The organism is Streptomyces sp. NPDC059373, assembly GCF_042751495.1.
Lineage (GTDB): Bacteria > Actinomycetota > Actinomycetes > Streptomycetales > Streptomycetaceae > Actinacidiphila.
The window spans coordinates 710,732-727,401 of record NZ_JBHYXC010000002.1; the positions used below are offsets into that span (position 1 = coordinate 710,732).

A 16,670-nucleotide genomic window follows, 5' to 3' on the forward strand; every position below is an offset into this window, starting at 1 on the left:
GTTGTCGTCGAGGTGCGACCTCTTCTTCACTGCATTGTCTCCTCTCGGGGCACGCGGGGTGTGGGCGCCGCCGGACTGTCTGGGGCGTACGGGTGGGATGGTCCGGACGATCAGCGGTTTGGTCGGGACGGGAAGTGTGGTGTAGCGGGCTGCTGTCCGGAGTGCGAGGGACTGTCGTGGTCCAGTACCGGAAGTATTTTCGGTACTTCCGGTACCGGGCCACGTGGAGTGGAAGGGGCCGGTCAGAGGCTGTTGCCGACGGTGGCCGTGTCAGTGGTGGCTTCGGTCTCCAGGCTGCGGATGACTTCCTTGAGGCGCTCGTGGCTGATGGTGTGACCGGCATTCCGGATGGACTCCAGGACGGCCTTGCGGGAGACCGTGCCCATGGCGGTGACCGTGGGGCGGGCGATGGCCACCAACTCGTCGATCTCTGCGCTCGGCGGCCGTCCCATGCGCCGGGTCGGCGGCTGGATGTCCTCCGGCGCGGCGTCGGCGGGCTCCGAGTCGTCGAGCGCGTCACCCTGCGCGGGTGCGGTCGACTCCGTGAACGTTGCCGGCTCGGCGTCGGCCGGGGCTCCCCGGTCTGGTCCGGTGCCGCAAGTCGGAGGATGCGGGTGGTCGGTTCCGGCGGCGTGGCGGGTGATGAGGATGTAGAGGTGGACGGCTCCGGCGAGGGCGAGCGGGGCGATGGTGCTGAGGGCGCCGACGGTGAAGTCCCCGAGCCGGAGCACCCCGGATGCGGTGGCGGTTTGTTGGTTGATGCGGATGGCGTGGAGGGCGTTGGCCCAGATGCTGGCGGCGGTGGCGGTGCCGAACAGCGTCCAGACGTACAGGCGGGCATGGAATGGGGCGGCACGAAGGATGATCAGGGCGCGCACCCCGTAAGCGATGAAGCCGTCGATCACCAGCGGGAACAGGTACGTGAGGATTCCGCGGACGTGGATGGCGACGGCCATCTGCTGCAGCGCGTCGTAGGACAGCGCGCAGCCGGCGCTGCCGAGGACGGTGATGGCAGCGCGGTCCCAGGCGGACATGCGGGCAGCGGGTATTGCGGTGGTGGTCATGAAGGTCTCCGATGGGCCCTCCCGCGCGCAGACGGATGCGCTGCGGGAGGGCGAGGTCGGGCGAAGGGAGATGCGGCGGTCCGCTGATCAGGCGGTGGTACGCCTTCTGCGGTCGGGACCGGTCAAGACGGCTCGCTCGGTCATCTCCGCCAGGCGGGAGGCGATGCGGTCACCGAGGACGTTGCGGATCTCGCGGACCGGCAGGTTCGTCGTGAACACGGTGGGGAGCAGTTGCTCGTAGCGGTGGTTGACGAGCCGATAGGTCAGCTCCTCGGTCCACTCGCTGGCCTTGGCCGCGCCGAGGTCGTCGACCAGCAAAAGCGGGCAGCGGGTCATCATCTGCAGATCGCGTTCGGCGTCGTGGCCTTGGCGGGGCCGCTGGGCGGCGTACAGGTCGGCGGCGGTGATCACCTGCCAGCGCAGGCGCACACCGGCCTGGAGGAGGCTACGTACGGCCCCGTAGGCCTGATACGTCTTGCCGACGCCGGTCGGTCCGGCGATCAGCAGCGACGGGCCGGTGGCGATTCCCCGCGTACTGCCGGGTCCGGGCCTGGCGGCGAGGGTCACCTGCTTGACCCAGATGGCGACCTCGGGATGGTCGGCCTGGGCATGGCGATAGCGCGGCGGAATGCGCCCCTCGGCGAGTTCCAAGGCGTCCGCCTGCTGCTCCGGCTCCTCGTCGAGGACGTGCTCGGGGGTCAGTCCGCGTGCGGCGAGGAGGCGTTCCATGCGCTGGCGCATCGCGATACCGGCCTGCTCGGGATCCCGGCTGCCGTGCTGGCGGGGGTGGTGTCGGCGGATCACAGGTCACCTCCGTACGCGGCCTCGACATCTGCGGGGTTGGTCCAGGCTCGGTGCCCGCGAGCAGCAGGCCGGTCGGCGTTCATGACCTCGTTGACGAGACTGGGCAGCAGGCTGGGGCTGAGCCCTTTGGTGCGCAGGCGGTCCAGGGCGGTGCGGATGTGGGCGGGGTCGATGCGTTCGGCGAGGAGTTGGTTGATCTCCCGGCCGAGGTGGCCGAGGAACTTCTCGGGCGGCCGATGGGCGCACGCGGCGACGTATTCGCGGATCAGCTGCCGGGCAGAGACGATCTCGGGCGCGGGGGCGCTTGCGCCCCCCGAAGGAACAGATCCTAGGTCCAAGATCCTAGGTCCTAGATCCGGACCCTGAGCCCTCACTGACGACTCACTGAGTCCTCCGTGACTGGGCACCGAGGAGTCACCAAGACCCTTCTGACCTGCGTCTTCGAGATTCGCAGAAGGCTCGGCGGTTTCTCGTGAGGCCTCGGGGAGCAGTCAGTGAGGGCTCAGTGAGCCCTCACTGACTGCTCCCCGAGTACGCGGTGAGGGCATCCCGTTCTGCGCGGTGTCGTGGTGGGGGCAGGCGGGGTTGCGGACGCCGCTGGGGCGGTTGATCTTCTGGTGGAGGTGCCAGGTGACGATGTGGAGGTAACGCTTGCCGTCCTGGCCGGCGTAGCGGCAGATGAGGTCGGCGTCGGCGAGCTGGGCGAGGTCGTTCTCCACGTCCATGGGGCTGTGGTCGGGGCGAAGGGACCACAGCAGTCCGGTGATGACGGCGGCCTGGTCGCGGAAGCGGCCGTGGTCGTCGGCCTGGGTGAGCAGCCCGACGAAGGTCCGCTCGGCGGACAGCGACACGGCGGCCAGGGATTCGGAGGCGAAGGCCTCGGGCTTGATGGTGCGGATGCGCGCCATGTCTATCGCCCCGCCTTCGGCAGGGCGTGGCGGGCGGGGGATGCGGGGTTGGGTGGGGGCGTCGTACCCTGGGGCACGGAGACTCCTTACCCGGAGGGCCATATGGGACGGCAATCCCGGCCTACCGGTTGATCGTTCTTTGGATGGGCGGTCGTCAAGGTTTCTGCTTCAACCCCCGGCGTTCGCAGCGCCGGGGGTTCTGTCGTCTTCGGGCGTCTCTCAGGTCGATTCGGTGGTGGAGATCAACAGTACCATCCATCTTGCGATTCGCAGAGCATTTCTGCAATCCGCAGAGGCATGCTACTGTTTTGACCTTGCTGCAAACCGCAGAGAGTCACTACGAGAGGGAGGAGTCGACCCGGTGACAGACGACGCCCCGCCCGAGGAGTCCGCGCCGCTCAGCGGCGAGGAAAACCTCGCCGTCCGCATCAAACTCGAACGCGAGACACGCGGCTGGAGCACCAACGCCGTCTCCGACCGCCTCAACGCCGCCGGCTACGACATGAACCCCTCCGCCGTCTGGCGCATCGAGAACGGCAAACGCCGCGTCAACCTCGACGAGGCCATCGGCTTCGCCGAGATCTTCGGCCTCTCCCTCGACAGCCTCGCCGGCCCGCCCCGCCTGGCCGCCCACGCCAGAGCCATGGAACTCGTCGAGGTCATCCGCCGCGCCTGGGGCGACGTCCAACGCGCCAATCTCGCCTTCACCCAAGCCCGCGACGCCCTCGACATCTACCTCGACAACCACCCCGACATCGCCAACGACGTCGATGCCGTCATCTCCAACGCCCTCGCCCACGACACCATGAACCTCCCCCAGCCCCACGAACTGCACCGACAAGGCGAATAACCCCACCGCCCCATCCACCCCTGAGCGCTGCGAACGCCCAGGCCCCAGGAAACCCCGCGCACCCACAACCGCCCATCCAAGAACGATCAACCGGCAGGCCAGGGATTGCCGTCCCCTGAGGCCCGCCGGGTAGGAGCCTTCCCTTGCGCCGATTCGCGCTACCCCATGCTCTCCTCGGACCCTGGCACACCGCTGAGGAGCTGAAGGCCCATGCCTGAGCCCCTGCGAAGCGACGTCATGCCACCCCGCCTTCACCTTCCCGAAGAAGTCGCTGCCGTCCTTGGCTGCTCTACGTGGTGGGTCAAGGACCGCGCCCGCCGACGCCTCATCCCCTTCACCCGGGTCGGCCGCGCCTACCGCTTCACCGCCGCCCAGCTCACCGAGATCATTCACCTCCACGAGGAGCGACCCGCCCAAGCCGCGCCACACGTCGTGTCCGCCCCGCCTCCTCCCGCGCCCCGGCCTTCCCGGTCCGGCGAGTCCGCGGTGCGCTTGCAGGCCCGGGCTCCGCGCCGAGCCCGCCAGGCCCAGTACGACACCGCCGCGTAGAGAGGAGGGGACACCCATGGGTTTCGCGGAAAAGCGCGGGAACTACTGGCGCGGTCGCTACAAGACCACGCCGAGCAAGCACAACACCGTCCTCGACCCCACCGGCAAGGCGGTCAAGTTCGCCACCAAGCGCGAGGCCAAGCGCGCTGCCGACGAAGCGGAGATGCAGTTCCGACGTGGTCATTGGCGCGACCCAGCTCTCGGACAGGAGACCTTCGGCGAGTACGCCAGCCGCTGGTACGACGCCCAGGACCTGGCCGCGTCCACCATGCAGAACTACCGCCGCCACATCGAGGAGCACCTCCTCCCCGACTTCGAGGACAAGGCACTCGCCGGCATCCTGCGCACCGACATCGCCCTCTGGGAGAAGAAGGCAAGGGCCGCTTACGCCGCCTCCAGCGTCAAGACCTGGCGCGCCACGCTCCATCTCATCCTGGCCGACGCAGTCGACGAGAGCCTCATCGACGCCAACCCCGCCACCAAGCGCCGGGGCCGGGGCAAGCGTGCTGGCCGCTCCAGCGAACGAGGCCCCGAGAAGGTCGTCACCGACCCGCTCGGCACCCTGCTGATCGCCGAGCGGGCAGCCCTGCTCTCCGGCCGGGACGATGAGTTCGTCGCCGTGGTCCTCAAGGCGTACACCGGCATGCGCTGGGGTGAAATCGTCGGCCTGGAGAGGGAGTTCGCCCGGTCCAGTGCTGTACGCGTCGAGTGGCAGCTGTACGAACTCGATAGCGGCGAGATGGTCCGCTGCCCGCCCAAGGACGACAGCTACCGCACCATCGACACCCCCGACTGGCTGTCGGCCCTGGTCGCCAACCACATCGCTCGCACCAAGCCGACCCCCTGCCCTTGCCACGGCAAGACCTACGTCTTCCGAGGCCAGCGCGCCGCCCGCACCGGTGGCCACCACGGCGCCAAGCTCGTGGACGTCGCCCGCCGCGCCAGGGTCTCCACGGGCACCGTCTCCAACGTCCTCAACCACCCCGACCGCGTCACCGAGCCCACCCGCATCCGGGTCGAGGCCGCCATCGCGGACCTCGGATTCGTACGCGGAGGCACGGTAACCGGCCACACCGCCCACTGGCGCCGCAACGGCTTCTCCACCTGGCTCTTCACCCCCGCCGTCTCTGGCTGGTACCCGAAGAAAGCACCCCAGGAGGCGCGGCCGGTTCCGCTGCTTGGCGAGCCGTGGCCTGGCATCCCTGTCCGAGGGCGTAACGCTCAGGGACGGGCCGACGCCTGCTGGGCCCCGGTCGCGAAGGGTCTCACCCCGCACGGCCTCCGCCACTCCCACCGCACCCTCATGGAGGACCTGGGCACCGAGAAGGTCCTCATGGACGAGCGCATGGGCCACATCGACGGCTCGGTCTCGGCGCGCTACGCCCACGTCACCCCGGGCATGCGTAAGCGGCTGACGGGCGGCCTGACTGAGCAGTGGGAGGCCGCCCTCGACGCTCGTCTGGGGGTGTGCGTCGGCTCACCGGTCCGCGTTCTCGATGACCTACTACGGGTACGGGCGGACGCACGCCAACAGTAGGGCAGAGGTAGGCGTCGCGCGCTGAGTCCAGGGCGCGACGCCTACCGAGGGCGCCGCTTCGGCGGTACCGGTCCGGGGATGACGTCGAGGTTCATGTGCTCCTTGAACAAGTGCACCAGGTTGGCTCCGTCAAGGAGTTCGAGCCGCCCGTGTTCGTTGGCGAACGCCTCGCTGGCGCGGCCGAACCAGGATGTCGTCACGAGGATGCCTTTTGCTGCCCGCTTGTGTTCCACGACGCCGGCGAGTGCGGAGACGGTCTCGAACGGCACTACGTTCTTGGTGCGCTTGGCCTGGATGATGCACAGCCCTTTCATGACGGGGTCGGTGTTCATCGCGACCGCGTCCACCCCCTCGTCCTTCGACGGCTGGGTGTTCACGCTGTCCAGGCCGATGGCTTCGAACAGTTGCCTAATGAGGTGCTCGAACTCCGTGGGTTTCAGGTCCATCAGCACCGGTCGGCTGTCCAGGCCAGCCACGACGTCCAAGCTGTCCATGAGACGGAACTTGGACAGATCGAACGTAACCAGCGGGCGCACTGGTTCCAGCTCGTACGGGTTCGGTGAGATCAGTGACCTCAGCCGCTTCAGACAGGCACGCGGGTCCACCTGTGTCAGGACCAGATGACTGAACTCTGCCCTATCTGCCTGGAGCGTGATCAAACACGGATGGACCTTGCGCCCGGTAGCGCGGTCGATGGTGGCCACATGTCCGTTCAGGGCGATGGACTGGACTACGCCTTCGGCGTCGGCGGCAAAGAGCTCGTGCACGGTGCGCAAAGCGGTCTGCGCCAGGACTGACGCGTACAGGTCCTTGCGCTCTTTCTCCGGGCGCGGAACGGGTGTTATCTCGTCGCGCATCTTTACATAGCGGTATGCGCGGGCCGTGGGGACCACGTCCTCCAGCGGCAGGTCGATCTCAACGAGCAGATCACCCGTGTCCGCCTGATACGAGACCTGATGGGCCTTCGGAAAGCCGTGTGGGTACACCGAGGCCGCCAAGGCCTGGTCGATGAACCACCCGACAGCCTCAACATCCCTGTCCCGGTAGGCGTTACGGCGTTCCTCGAGCGCAGTGTTCCACGCCTCGATCAGGGCAGCTTTTTCCTGGTTGCGTTCCTCGTGCTGCCTACGGGCCTTTTCCAGCTTCTCCACGCGTTTCTTCTCGTCGCGTGCGTGCTCCCGCAGCGCTCTGTCGAACCGCTTGCGGGCAGTTTCGAGCTCCGCGTCGTACCCGCGACGTCCAAATCCGAGAGCACCGAGCAGTCCTCGTGGCGGCTCGGGCTCATACTCTTCCCAGCGAGGCAGGGGCGCAGCTTTCGTGCGCCCTTTGGGCGGCACGAACAGTGGGGGAACGAACTCCTGCCTCAGCCGATCGAACGTCAGCGGGCGCCCGTCCACTACGGCTGTGCGCAACAGCTTTGAGAGTTGCTCGGCATCGTGCTCGGCCACGCTGGTGCGGTCAACAGCCTCCTGGGCACGGGCCGCTTCGTACGCGAGCTTCTCCTCGCGCGCCTTCCGCTTGGCCTCGGCCTCGGCGGCCCTCTGGGCCTTCTCTCGTTCTCTGGCCTGCCGCGCGAGTTCCCGTGCGTATGGATCGTTCCCGCCCGCCACTGTTTCCCCTAGCTCAGTGCCTGATCGTCAGATCGGAACGTTCCGCAGTATCCCGTACCGGGCCGATGGCGTCAGCAGGTACTTGTCGAAGGCGTCCCCTGCTACCAACTGCCCCGGTCGGCCTGCGACTGAAACCGCACGGTGCACCTCAGGTAAGGACTGGGCCGTGTGCACTTGGCTGCTGCAGTTCGCTTCTCGGCTGCCTGGTTACTCGCTTTCGCGCGAGTTCAGTCGGCGCTGCCAGTCCGCGAACTGAGCCCGGATAGCAGCGGCCTCTGCGGCAGCGAGGCCGTACGCAGCGAACTGCTTGTCGGTGTAGCGCTGGACGCGGGCGAGCGAGTCGGCGAACATGCGCGGCTCGAAGCCGTCGTCGTTCTGCTTCGCCAGCTCCATCAAGCGCTCGCGGGTGAACCCGGCCTTGAGAAGCCCGTCGATGTCGATGGCGTCGCGGACCTCCGCCCGCCCGTCCAGTGCGGCGATCTTCCCAGCGGCGACGTCGTCAGGGTGCAGTACGGGACCGAGTTCGGACGCCACGGGCGGGTGGTGCAGGAACTCGGCGACGAGTTCGACCTTGTTCTGGATCCCGCTGGCCGGTTCGGTCACGGTGAGCCGCGTGTACGTGTGCTCGGGATTCTGGTGCGCGACGACGACGGTGAAGCCTGCGGCTTCGTAGGCCGCGATGACCCGTTCGGTGGCCGCGGGCATTTCCGCGGTGGCCCGCTGGAACGGAGCGAATAGGTCCACGTCGTCGCTGATGCGGTTCACGATCTGGTGGGCCTGGACGGCATAGCCGCCTGCGAGGGCGTAGCCGAAGTCGTCGGCGAGCGCGTCGAGCCCGATCCGGATCAGGCGGCGGTGCAGTTCGTCCACTATGCGGCGGCCGCCGTCGTTGCGAGTTCGGGGAACCGGGCCTGCCAGGCCATACGGGCGGGGGAGGGCAGGAACAGGCTCGCCCAGTGGCGGCGCAGCAGCGTGGCGTTCAGATGGGTCCGTAGATCGTCCGGGGCCTGGGCCTCCCGGATGACCCGCTCGTACATGAGCAGCAGGTCGGCCTCGTCGGTGAGGTCGTACACGTAGTACGGACCCCAGTCGATGTGGCGGGGCAGCGTCATGGCACCGGCTGTCGGCCCGACGAGTTCGTCGAGCGACTCCGGCAGCGCGTAGATCCTGGCTGCGGCGTACCTGCTCATGAACCCAGCATGCCGCAAGGTGTCCGAGCGCGGTACTGAGCCCGCCGTTGGGAGCCGGGTTTCGAGGTCGGCTCCCAAATGGCTCCCAAGGACACTCAGAAAAGCACTCAGGGCCCGATCCATTAAGTGGATCAAGGCCCTGACCTGCTTAAACGAAGTCGGGGTGGCGGGATTTGAACCCACGGCCTCTTCGTCCCGAACGAAGCGCGCTACCAAGCTGCGCCACACCCCGGTCCTGCGATGCCGCGCCGTTTCCGGCGCGACGAGGATTACTCTAGCGGACCGGCTGCCGGAGACGAAATCCGGTTTTCGGTGTCAGGCCCGGCCAGGGGGGCTCAGGCGGGGCGGGGGGTCAGGGTGAGGAGGGTGGCTTCGGGGGGGCAGGCGAAGCGGACGGGGGTGTAGCGGTTGGCGCCGCAGCCGGCGGAGACGTGGAGGTAGGAGCGGTGGCCGGCGGCGTCGTGGGTGGAGAGGCCCTTGACGCGGTCGGTGTCGAGGTCGCAGTTGGTGACGAGGGCGCCGTAGAAGGGGATGCAGAGCTGGCCGCCGTGGGTGTGGCCGGCGAGGATGAGGGGGTAGCGGTCGGCGGTGAAGGCATCGAGGACGCGCAGGTAGGGGGCGTGGACGACTGCCAGGGACAGGTCCGCGCTCGATTCGGCGCCGCCGGCGACGAGGGGGTAGCGGTCGCGCTTTATGTGGGGGTCGTCGAGGCCGGTGAGGGCGATCTCGATGCCGTCGTCGAGCTTGAGGCGGCCGCGGGCGTTGTTGAGGCCGACCCAGCCGGCGGTGTCGAAGGCGTCGCGGATGCCTTCCCAGGGGTTGCGGAGGACGCCGGTGGCGTGCCCGTGCCCGTTCTTGCCGTTGAGGCCGTACTGGCCGCGGCCGCGCTCGAAGAGGTAGCGGGCGGGGTTGCGGAGCTTGGGGCCGTAGTAGTCGTTGGAGCCGAAGACGTACGTGCCGGGGAACTCCATGAGGGGGCCGAGCGCGTCGAGGAGCTCGGGGACGCCCTCGGGGTCGGAGAGGTTGTCGCCGGTGTTGACGACGAAGTCGGGGCGCAGGCCGGCGAGGGACTGCAGCCAGTGGCGCTTCTTGTTCTGGCCGCTGACCATGTGGATGTCGGAGACCTGGAGTACGCGCAGCGGTCGCATGCCGGGGGGGAGTACGGGGATCTCGACCCGCCTCAGGCGGAAGGACCGCGATTCGATTCCGGCGGCGTAGGCCACGCAGGCCGCGCCGACTGCCGTGATGCCAAGAGGGACTCCGTATCGAGCGCGCATGCGGTCCATGGTGACAGACGCCCTGTCAGACCCTAAATTTTCGGCCCCCAGGCGGCCGACCTGGCAGACTCGATGCCATGACCACCACGCTCAAGCAGCGCCTGAAGGACGACCTCACCACCGCCATCAAGGGGCGCGACGAGCTGCGCTCCGCCACTCTCCGGCTGACCCTCACCGCCATCACGAAGGAAGAGGTCGCGGGTAAGCAGGCCCGCGAGCTGTCCGACGCCGAGGTGGTGAAGGTGATCGCCCGCGAGGAGAAGAAGCGCCGGGAGGCGGCGGAGGCCTTCGAGCAGGGCGGCCGCAAGGAGTCGGCGGAGCGGGAGCTCGCGGAGGGCGAGGTGCTGCAGGCGTATCTGCCGAAGCAGCTCGACGACGCGGAGCTGAGCGGGATCGTGGCGCAGGCGATCAAGGAGTCGGGCGCCGAGGGGCCGAAGGCGATGGGCGCGGTCATGAAGATCGTGAACCCGAAGGTGGCCGGGCTCGCGGACGGCGGCCGGGTGGCGGCCGAGGTGAGGAAGCAGCTGGCCGGCTGACCGCCTGGCCGTAGGGATACGGATACGGATACGCGTAAGGGGCGCCCCTGAGAAGGGAGCGCCCCTTACGCATGCGGTCAGAAGGAGGGCGGCACCTAGCCGCCGTTCCCGCTTCCGTTGCCCCCGCTGCGGCCGTTGCTCGTGGACCCGGTACTGCTCGAACTGCCCGTGGTGTTGAAGATGCCGCCGAGCAGCCCGGTGCTGTTGGTGCTGCCGGTGCTGGTGGTGGTTCCGGTGGTGCCCGTCGACGTGCCGCCGTTGCTGTTCCCGTTGTTGTCCTTCGAGGTGTCCTGGATGGCCACCGTCGGCAGGTTGGCGGAGGACGTACCGGACAGGGCGCCGGTCATCGCGTCCTTCCAGATCGGGCCCGGGGTGTCGGCGCCGTAGACCTTGGAGTGGTACTGGCCGCCGATGGTGATGTTGATCATCTTGCGCTGGTGGTTCGGGTCGCCGACCCAGACCGCGCCGGCCATGTTGGAGGTGTAGCCGACGAACCAGGCCGCGTAGCGGGAGTCGGTCGTACCGGTCTTGCCCGCGCTGTCGCGGTCCTTGAGGCCGGCCTGCTTGCCGGTGCCGTCCTCGACCACGCCCTTGAGGAGGGTGTTGAGCGTGGAGGCGGTCGTCGTGGACATCGCCCGCTCGCACGAGGTCTTCGGGACGGCCAGCTGCTTGCCGGTGGTGTCCGTGATCGACTCGATGGCGGTGGGTGAGCAGTAGACGCCGCCGTTGGCGAAGGTGGCGTAGGCGTTCGCCATGGTCAGCGGGGTGACCTCCTGGGTGCCCAGGGTTATCGACGGGACCTGGTCGAGCTTCTTGCCATCGGCCCGCTGGATGCCCATGGAGGTGGCCATCTTGGTGACCGAGCAGACGCCGATGTCACTGATGAGCTGGACGTAGTAGGTGTTGACCGACTTCGCGGTCGCCTCCTTCATCCCCATCGGGCCCTTTTCCGTGGTGCTCTCGTTCTGGACGGTGGCGCCCTCGTTGTTCGTCCAGCTCCCGCTGCAGGTGGAGACCGGGCTCGGGTACGCCATCTTGTACGGCGCCGGGTAGACCTGCGAGGCGCTGGTGCCCTGCTCGATGGCGGCGGCCGCGGTGATCGCCTTGAAGGTGGAGCCGGGCTGGTAGCCGGCGCCGCCGCCGCGGTTGCGGTTGACCGAGTAGTTGATCGTGGTCTGGTTCTTGCCGAGGCCGTACGGGCGGGACTGGCCCATGGCGAGGATCTTGCCGGTGCCGGGCTGGACGAGGGTGACGGCGGTGGCGACCTCGTCGCTCGCGTAGACGTGGTTACTGATCGACGACTGGACGGAGGCCTGGGCCTTGGGGTCCAGGGTGGTCTTGATGGTGAGGCCACCGTGGTCCCAGCGCTGGACGCGGGCGGCCCGGGTCGTCCCGAAGGTCTTGTCGTTGAGGAAGACCTCGCGTACGTAGTCGCAGAAGAAGCCCGCGCCGTTGACGGCGGTGATGCAGCCGCTCTTGGGCTTGCTGACCTTCAGGCCGAGCGATGTCTTCTTCGCGGCGTCAGCCTGCGCCTGCGTGATGTCCTTCACGTCGGCCATCCGCTGCAGCACGGTGTCGCGCCGCTTCTTGGCCGTCACCGGGTCGTTGATCGGGTCGTACGTGCTCGGCGACTGGACGAGGCCGGCCAGCAGCGCGGACTGGGGCAGCGTGAGGTTCTTGGCGCTGGTGCTGAAGTAGCGCTTGGCGGCGGCCTCGACGCCGTACGCCTGCTCGCCGAAGAAGGTGATGTTGAGGTAGTTCTCAAGGATCTTGTCCTTGCCGAGCTCCTGCTCGAGCTTGATGGCGTACTTCATTTCCTTGATCTTGCGGCCGAGCGTCTGCTGGGTGGCCTGGGCGACCTTGGTCGGGTCGTCGCCCGCCTCCTCGATGAAGACGTTCTTCACGTACTGCTGGGTCAGGGTGGACGCGCCCTGGGCGACGCCGCCGTCCTGGGCGTTCTTGTTGAGGGCGCGGAGGATGCCCTTGACGTCGATCGCGCCGTGTTGGTAGAAGCGCGAGTCCTCGATGGCGACGATCGCCTGCTGCATGGTCTTGTTGACGTTCTTGAGTGACACGACCTGGCGGTCCCGCGAGTAGACGGTGGCGATCAGACCGCCGTTCGCGTCGAGGATCTGGGTGCGCTGACTCAACGGTGGACGCTTCAGTTCGCCCGGCAGCGAGTCGAACTCGGACGCCGTGCCCTTCGCGGAAAGCCCGAGTGCGCCGGCGGCGGGCAGCGCTATACCCGCCAGCACGACGCCCGCCAGGACGCTGACTCCGAGGAACTTGGCGGCCTGCTGGGCTGTGGAGAGCCCCCCGCCCGATCGCTTCTGACCCATGCAGGGCATCGTACGTTGCGATTCTTAGGACGTGCGGCCACCTGTTCGCCTATCCTGTAACAAGAGCAGGCGCGACCCGCAGCGTGCGTCTGTCCACCCCCGTCACTCTTGTGGGTGATGAGAAGTGTCCGAATTCCTGTCATATGCCATAGGTCTCGGGCGCTGGAACGCTCGAAATATCCGACTTTGACGCCTAGGTCGGATATGTCGCCAGCTCACTCCCGCGGGTGATCTGCCGCGTACCCATAGTCCGTTCGGGCCATTCAAGATTGGGCCTGAAAGGGCTGTTGCGCCGTGCCCACCTTCCGTAACGTCCTCAACTGGCGGCGGTGAATATGCCGCTCGCCGCCGTGGGGGAGCCTCGATTCGGGAGAGGACGGCGCCAGCATGAGCAGCTGGGTAACCGACTGGAGCACGCTAGCCGCGTGTCGTACGACGGATCCGGACGAGCTTTTCGTCCAGGGAGCGGCCCAGAACAGGGCCAAGGCGGTGTGCACCGGCTGCCCGGTGCGGACCGAGTGCCTGGCGGACGCCCTCGACAACCGCGTCGAGTTCGGCGTGTGGGGCGGCATGACAGAACGAGAGCGCAGGGCGCTGCTGCGTCGGCGCCCAACGGTCACCTCGTGGCGCGCGCTCCTGGAGACAGCGCGTACCGAGTACGAGCGCAGCACAGGCGTGCTGCCGCTGGACGACGACGAGTACGGCGACTACGCGGCGGTCGGCTGACCCTGTGCGAGACGCTCGCCGATCTCGCGCAGGCCCGCCAGGTCGTGTACGTCACCGGGCAGTGCGGCCACGTCCACCATGGGCACCTCGGGGTGCACCGAGACGAACCGGTCGCGGGTGCGGCGCTCGCGCGCGACCAGCTGCATGCGCTCCGCGTGCAGCCGCAGCAGTCCGGCGGCGAGGCGGTGCGCGTCGTGGGCGTCGTGCGTGTTGGTCTCTTTGGACTCTGACTCGGGAGAGTTGGTACGAAGTCCAACCTTCCCGTCCGGCTGATCCACAATGCCGACCTTTTGAAGATTTTCTGCGGATTCGTCGAACTCCCCGCTGGGGAGGGGAGTTGGCGACTCCTCCGAGCCCTCTTCCGAGCCCTCGTCGTCCTCCTCCAGCGCCTCGGCGGCGGCCAGCGCGCGCTCCGCCGTCAGCCGCTCCGCCCCGCTCCCGTGCACCCGGTTGAGCACCAGGCCCGCCAGCGGCATGTCCTCCGCCGCCAGCCGCTCCACGAAGTACGAGGCCTCGCGCAGCGCGTCCCGCTCCGGCGCCGCCACCACCAGGAAGGCGGTGCCGTTGGCCTGGAGCAGCTTGTACGTGGCGTCCGCCCGCTTGCGGAAGCCGCCGAACATCGAGTCCATCGCCGCCACGAAGGTCTGTACGTCGCGCAGCAGCTGCCCGCCCACGACCTTGTTCAGGGTGCCGGTCATCATCGACATCCCCATGTTCAGGAACTTCACCCCGGCCCGGCCACCGACCTTCGCCGGCGCCATCAGCAGCCGGATGAACCGCCCGTCCAGGAAGGACCCCAGTCGCTTGGGCGCGTCCAGGAAGTCCAGCGCGGACCGGCTCGGCGGGGTGTCCACGATGATCAGGTCCCAGGCGTCGAGTGCGCGGAGCTGGCCCAGCTTCTCCATGGCCATGTACTCCTGCGTGCCCGCGAAGCCCGCCGAAAGCGACTGGTAGAAGGGGTTCTCCAGGATCGCCCGGGCCCGTTCCGGATCGCTGTGCTGCATCACGACCTCGTCGAAGGTCCGCTTCATGTCGAGCATCATCGCGTGCAGTTCGCCGCCCGCCGACTCGTCGACGCCGTTCACCTTGCGCGGGGTGTTGTCCAGCTCGGTCAGCCCCATGGACTGGGCCAGCCGCCGCGCCGGGTCGATGGTCAGGACGACCGCTTTCCGCCCGCGCTCGGCGGCCCGTACGCCCAGGGCGGCCGCCGTGGTCGTCTTGCCGACGCCGCCGGAGCCGCAACAGACCAGGATGCGGGTGCGCGGGTCGTCGAGCAGGGGGTCGATCGCCAATACCGGACTCTCCAGGCTCATGCGACTCCCAGCCCCTGCTTCCGTAGATTTTCAGCCAATCGGTAGAGCCCACCGAGGTCGACGCCGTCGCCCAGCAGATCCAGCTCGTACGTCGGCAGTCCCAGCTCTTCCAGCTCGGCGCGCTCCCGCCGTTCCAGGGCGACCCGCTCGGCGTGCTCGTGCGCCTCCGCCAGCAGCGGGTCCACCAGGCGCTCCGCGTGGCCACCACGGCGGGCGCCGCCGAGGCCGGCCTGCGAGAGGGCCTTGGCGACGGCCGTACGCTGCCCGTTGGCGGCCGCGCACACGGCCTCGGAGTCCAGGACGACCGGCCGCACCATGTTGATCACCACACCACCGACCGGCAGCCCGGCCGCGCGTAGTTCGGCGACGCCGTCCACGGTCTCCTGGACTGGCATCTCCTCCAGCAGCGTCACCAGGTGCACCGCCGTCTGCTGGGACTTCATCACCCGCATCACGGCCTGCGCCTGATTGAATATCGGCCCGATCCGAGCCAGGCCGGCCACCTCGTCGTTGACGTTGAGGAAGCGGGTGATCCGGCCGGTGGGCGGCGCGTCCATCACCACGGCGTCGTACGTCCGCCAGCCCGCCTTGTCCTTACGGCGGACGGCCTCGCACGCCTTGCCGGTCAGCAGCACGTCGCGCAGACCCGGCGCGATGGTCGTCGCGAAGTCGATCGCGCCCAGCTTCTTGAGCGCCCGGCCGGCCCGGCCGAGCTTGTAGAACATGTCCAGGTAGTCCAGCAGCGCCTGTTCGGGGTCGATGGCGAGCGCGTGCACTTCACCGCCGCCCGGGGAGACGGCGATCTTCCGCTCCACGTACGGCAGCGCGTCGGTCTCGAAGAGCTGGGCAATGCCCTGCCGCCCTTCGACCTCGACCAGGAGAATCCTTCTCCCCTCGGCGGCCAGGGCGAGCGCGAGCGCCGCGGCGACCGTGGTCTTTCCCGTGCCGCCCTTGCCCGTCACGATGTGGAGCCTGGTGGCGTTCGACTGTTGAGGGCTCACATATGCGAGCCTAACCAGTCGGGCGGCGGGCTACGCGTGAGGGCACCAGGGTCAGGCATTACAGTCCCTGTCATGGCTAAGTGGGAATACGCGACCGTGCCGCTGCTTGTGCACGCGACGAAGCAGATTCTGGACACCTGGGGCGAGGACGGCTGGGAGCTCGTCCAGGTCGTGCCGGGGCCCAACAACCCCGAGCAACTCGTCGCCTACTTCAAGCGCGAGAAGCAGGCATGAGCGCGGCCGAGGCCCGTCTCGCCGAACTCGGGCTGACCCTCCCCGGGGTCGCGGCACCGCTCGCCGCCTACGTTCCCGCCGTCCGGTCGGGCTCCTACGTCTTCACGGCCGGCCAGCTTCCTCTCGTTGACGGCAAGCTCCCGCTCACCGGCAAGGTCGGCGCGGAAGTCACGGCCGAAGAAGCCAAGGAACTGGCCCGCACCGCCGCCCTCAACGGCCTCGCCGCCGTCAAGTCCGTCATCGGCGACCTCGACCGCCTCAAGCGCGTCGTCAAGGTCACCGGCTTCGTCGCCTCCGCCCCCGACTTCACCGGCCAGCCCGGCGTCGTCAACGGCGCGAGCGAGCTCCTCGGCGAAGTCCTCGGCGAAGCCGGCATCCACGCCCGCAGCGCGGTCGGCGTCGCCGTCCTCCCCCTCGACGCCCCCGTCGAAATCGAGCTCCAGGTAGAAGTCCAGGACTAGCCCCGCCCCACCGCCGGCGTTTCATCCCCCACCCCAAACCCCGGACGGGCTGAAGCTGGCTCACCCGGGTTGTGGGTAGGCCGTCCGCCAGAGGGCGAGCGAAGCGAGGTGGGGGTCCCCCCGGCCGAAGGCTGGGGGTGGGGGCACCTCCCAAAGGAAGCTTTGGGGGAGGGCTGGCACAACCCGGCCACGGACCCGCGGCCGACACTGCACGCGTCCGGGGTCCAGGGGCAGCGCCCCTGGTTTCGGGAAGGGGCGGGGTGGGGGAAAG

16 protein-coding genes, 1 tRNA gene and 1 pseudogene are annotated in these 16,670 nt (G+C 68.4%); 7 read left to right on the forward strand and 11 right to left on the reverse strand.

Annotated features, from left to right (window positions below):
* Positions 1-242: 242 nt before the first annotated feature.
* The 3 genes and pseudogenes from ACFXJ5_RS07515 to ACFXJ5_RS07525 all read right to left on the reverse strand — a co-directional run bounded on the left by ACFXJ5_RS07515 (position 243) and on the right by ACFXJ5_RS07525 (position 2,776).
* The gene (locus ACFXJ5_RS07515; RefSeq protein ID WP_384628162.1) at positions 243-1,064 is read right to left on the reverse strand and encodes a DUF2637 domain-containing protein; all 822 of its coding nucleotides are present in this window, start codon (positions 1,062-1,064) and stop codon (positions 243-245) included.
* Positions 1,065-1,151: 87 nt separating this feature from the next.
* Entirely contained in the window at positions 1,152-1,793 is a 642-nt protein-coding gene (locus tag ACFXJ5_RS07520; protein WP_384628358.1) for an ATP-binding protein, read from the reverse strand.
* Positions 1,794-1,864: 71 nt separating this feature from the next.
* Positions 1,865-2,776: pseudogene (locus tag ACFXJ5_RS07525) on the reverse strand (hypothetical protein).
* A gap of 361 nt (positions 2,777-3,137) precedes the next feature.
* On the opposite strand from ACFXJ5_RS07525, the gene ACFXJ5_RS07530 reads away from it, so the two are divergent.
* The 3 genes from ACFXJ5_RS07530 to ACFXJ5_RS07540 all read left to right on the forward strand — a co-directional run bounded on the left by ACFXJ5_RS07530 (position 3,138) and on the right by ACFXJ5_RS07540 (position 5,712).
* Positions 3,138-3,626, forward strand: a complete 489-nt coding sequence (locus ACFXJ5_RS07530) for a helix-turn-helix domain-containing protein (RefSeq protein ID WP_384628165.1) — start codon at positions 3,138-3,140, stop codon at positions 3,624-3,626.
* 210 nt (positions 3,627-3,836) lie between these two features.
* On the forward strand, positions 3,837-4,175 hold the full coding sequence (locus tag ACFXJ5_RS07535; protein ID WP_384628168.1) for a DNA-binding protein: 339 nt from the start codon (positions 3,837-3,839) through the stop codon (positions 4,173-4,175).
* Positions 4,176-4,191: 16 nt separating this feature from the next.
* A complete protein-coding gene (locus tag ACFXJ5_RS07540; protein ID WP_384628171.1) occupies positions 4,192-5,712 on the forward strand; it encodes a LacI family DNA-binding transcriptional regulator in 1,521 nt (506 codons plus the stop codon).
* A gap of 41 nt (positions 5,713-5,753) precedes the next feature.
* Here ACFXJ5_RS07540 and ACFXJ5_RS07545 read toward each other — a convergent pair whose 3' ends face one another.
* The 5 genes from ACFXJ5_RS07545 to ACFXJ5_RS07565 form a co-directional block, all read right to left on the reverse strand.
* Complete coding sequence (locus tag ACFXJ5_RS07545) at positions 5,754-7,322, reverse strand: restriction endonuclease (RefSeq protein ID WP_384628174.1); 1,569 nt, start codon at positions 7,320-7,322, stop codon at positions 5,754-5,756.
* 207 nt (positions 7,323-7,529) lie between these two features.
* Positions 7,530-8,192 carry a nucleotidyl transferase AbiEii/AbiGii toxin family protein gene (locus ACFXJ5_RS07550; protein WP_384628177.1) on the reverse strand — a complete coding sequence of 221 codons (663 nt, stop codon included), beginning with the start codon at positions 8,190-8,192 and terminating at the stop codon, positions 7,530-7,532.
* On the reverse strand, positions 8,192-8,512 hold the full coding sequence (locus ACFXJ5_RS07555; protein ID WP_384628180.1) for a hypothetical protein: 321 nt from the start codon (positions 8,510-8,512) through the stop codon (positions 8,192-8,194). The genes ACFXJ5_RS07550 and ACFXJ5_RS07555 overlap by 1 nt, the downstream gene beginning before the upstream one ends.
* A 158-nt stretch (positions 8,513-8,670) precedes the next feature.
* Positions 8,671-8,744 (reverse strand) — tRNA-Pro (locus tag ACFXJ5_RS07560).
* A 103-nt stretch (positions 8,745-8,847) separates the two neighbouring features.
* Entirely contained in the window at positions 8,848-9,789 is a 942-nt protein-coding gene (locus tag ACFXJ5_RS07565) for a metallophosphoesterase (protein WP_384628183.1), read from the reverse strand.
* Positions 9,790-9,866: 77 nt separating this feature from the next.
* Here ACFXJ5_RS07565 and ACFXJ5_RS07570 point away from each other — a divergent pair, with 77 nt between their 5' ends.
* Positions 9,867-10,325 carry a GatB/YqeY domain-containing protein gene (locus ACFXJ5_RS07570; protein ID WP_384628186.1) on the forward strand — a complete coding sequence of 153 codons (459 nt, stop codon included), beginning with the start codon at positions 9,867-9,869 and terminating at the stop codon, positions 10,323-10,325.
* Positions 10,326-10,420: 95 nt separating this feature from the next.
* On the opposite strand, the gene ACFXJ5_RS07575 is transcribed toward ACFXJ5_RS07570, so the two are convergent.
* Complete coding sequence (locus ACFXJ5_RS07575; protein ID WP_384628188.1) at positions 10,421-12,664, reverse strand: transglycosylase domain-containing protein; 2,244 nt, start codon at positions 12,662-12,664, stop codon at positions 10,421-10,423.
* Between the two features lie 387 nt (positions 12,665-13,051).
* Here ACFXJ5_RS07575 and ACFXJ5_RS07580 point away from each other — a divergent pair, with 387 nt between their 5' ends.
* Positions 13,052-13,390 (forward strand): WhiB family transcriptional regulator, encoded by a 339-nt coding sequence (locus ACFXJ5_RS07580; protein WP_384628190.1) that lies wholly within the window; start codon positions 13,052-13,054, stop codon positions 13,388-13,390.
* Here the strand turns inward: ACFXJ5_RS07580 and ACFXJ5_RS07585 are convergent.
* Both ACFXJ5_RS07585 and ACFXJ5_RS07590 read right to left on the reverse strand, forming a co-directional pair.
* The gene (locus ACFXJ5_RS07585; protein WP_384628193.1) at positions 13,372-14,703 is read right to left on the reverse strand and encodes an ArsA family ATPase; all 1,332 of its coding nucleotides are present in this window, start codon (positions 14,701-14,703) and stop codon (positions 13,372-13,374) included. The genes ACFXJ5_RS07580 and ACFXJ5_RS07585 overlap by 19 nt on opposite strands.
* The gene (locus tag ACFXJ5_RS07590; protein WP_384628195.1) at positions 14,700-15,704 is read right to left on the reverse strand and encodes an ArsA-related P-loop ATPase; all 1,005 of its coding nucleotides are present in this window, start codon (positions 15,702-15,704) and stop codon (positions 14,700-14,702) included. Before ACFXJ5_RS07590 ends, ACFXJ5_RS07585 begins: the two co-directional genes overlap by 4 nt.
* A gap of 72 nt (positions 15,705-15,776) precedes the next feature.
* On the opposite strand from ACFXJ5_RS07590, the gene ACFXJ5_RS07595 reads away from it, so the two are divergent.
* Both ACFXJ5_RS07595 and ACFXJ5_RS07600 read left to right on the forward strand, forming a co-directional pair.
* Positions 15,777-15,938, forward strand: coding sequence for a DUF4177 domain-containing protein (locus ACFXJ5_RS07595; protein ID WP_127357531.1), 162 nt, complete (start codon positions 15,777-15,779; stop codon positions 15,936-15,938).
* Complete coding sequence (locus ACFXJ5_RS07600; RefSeq protein WP_384628198.1) at positions 15,935-16,399, forward strand: RidA family protein; 465 nt, start codon at positions 15,935-15,937, stop codon at positions 16,397-16,399. Before ACFXJ5_RS07595 ends, ACFXJ5_RS07600 begins: the two co-directional genes overlap by 4 nt.
* The last annotated feature ends 271 nt before the right edge of the window (positions 16,400-16,670 follow it).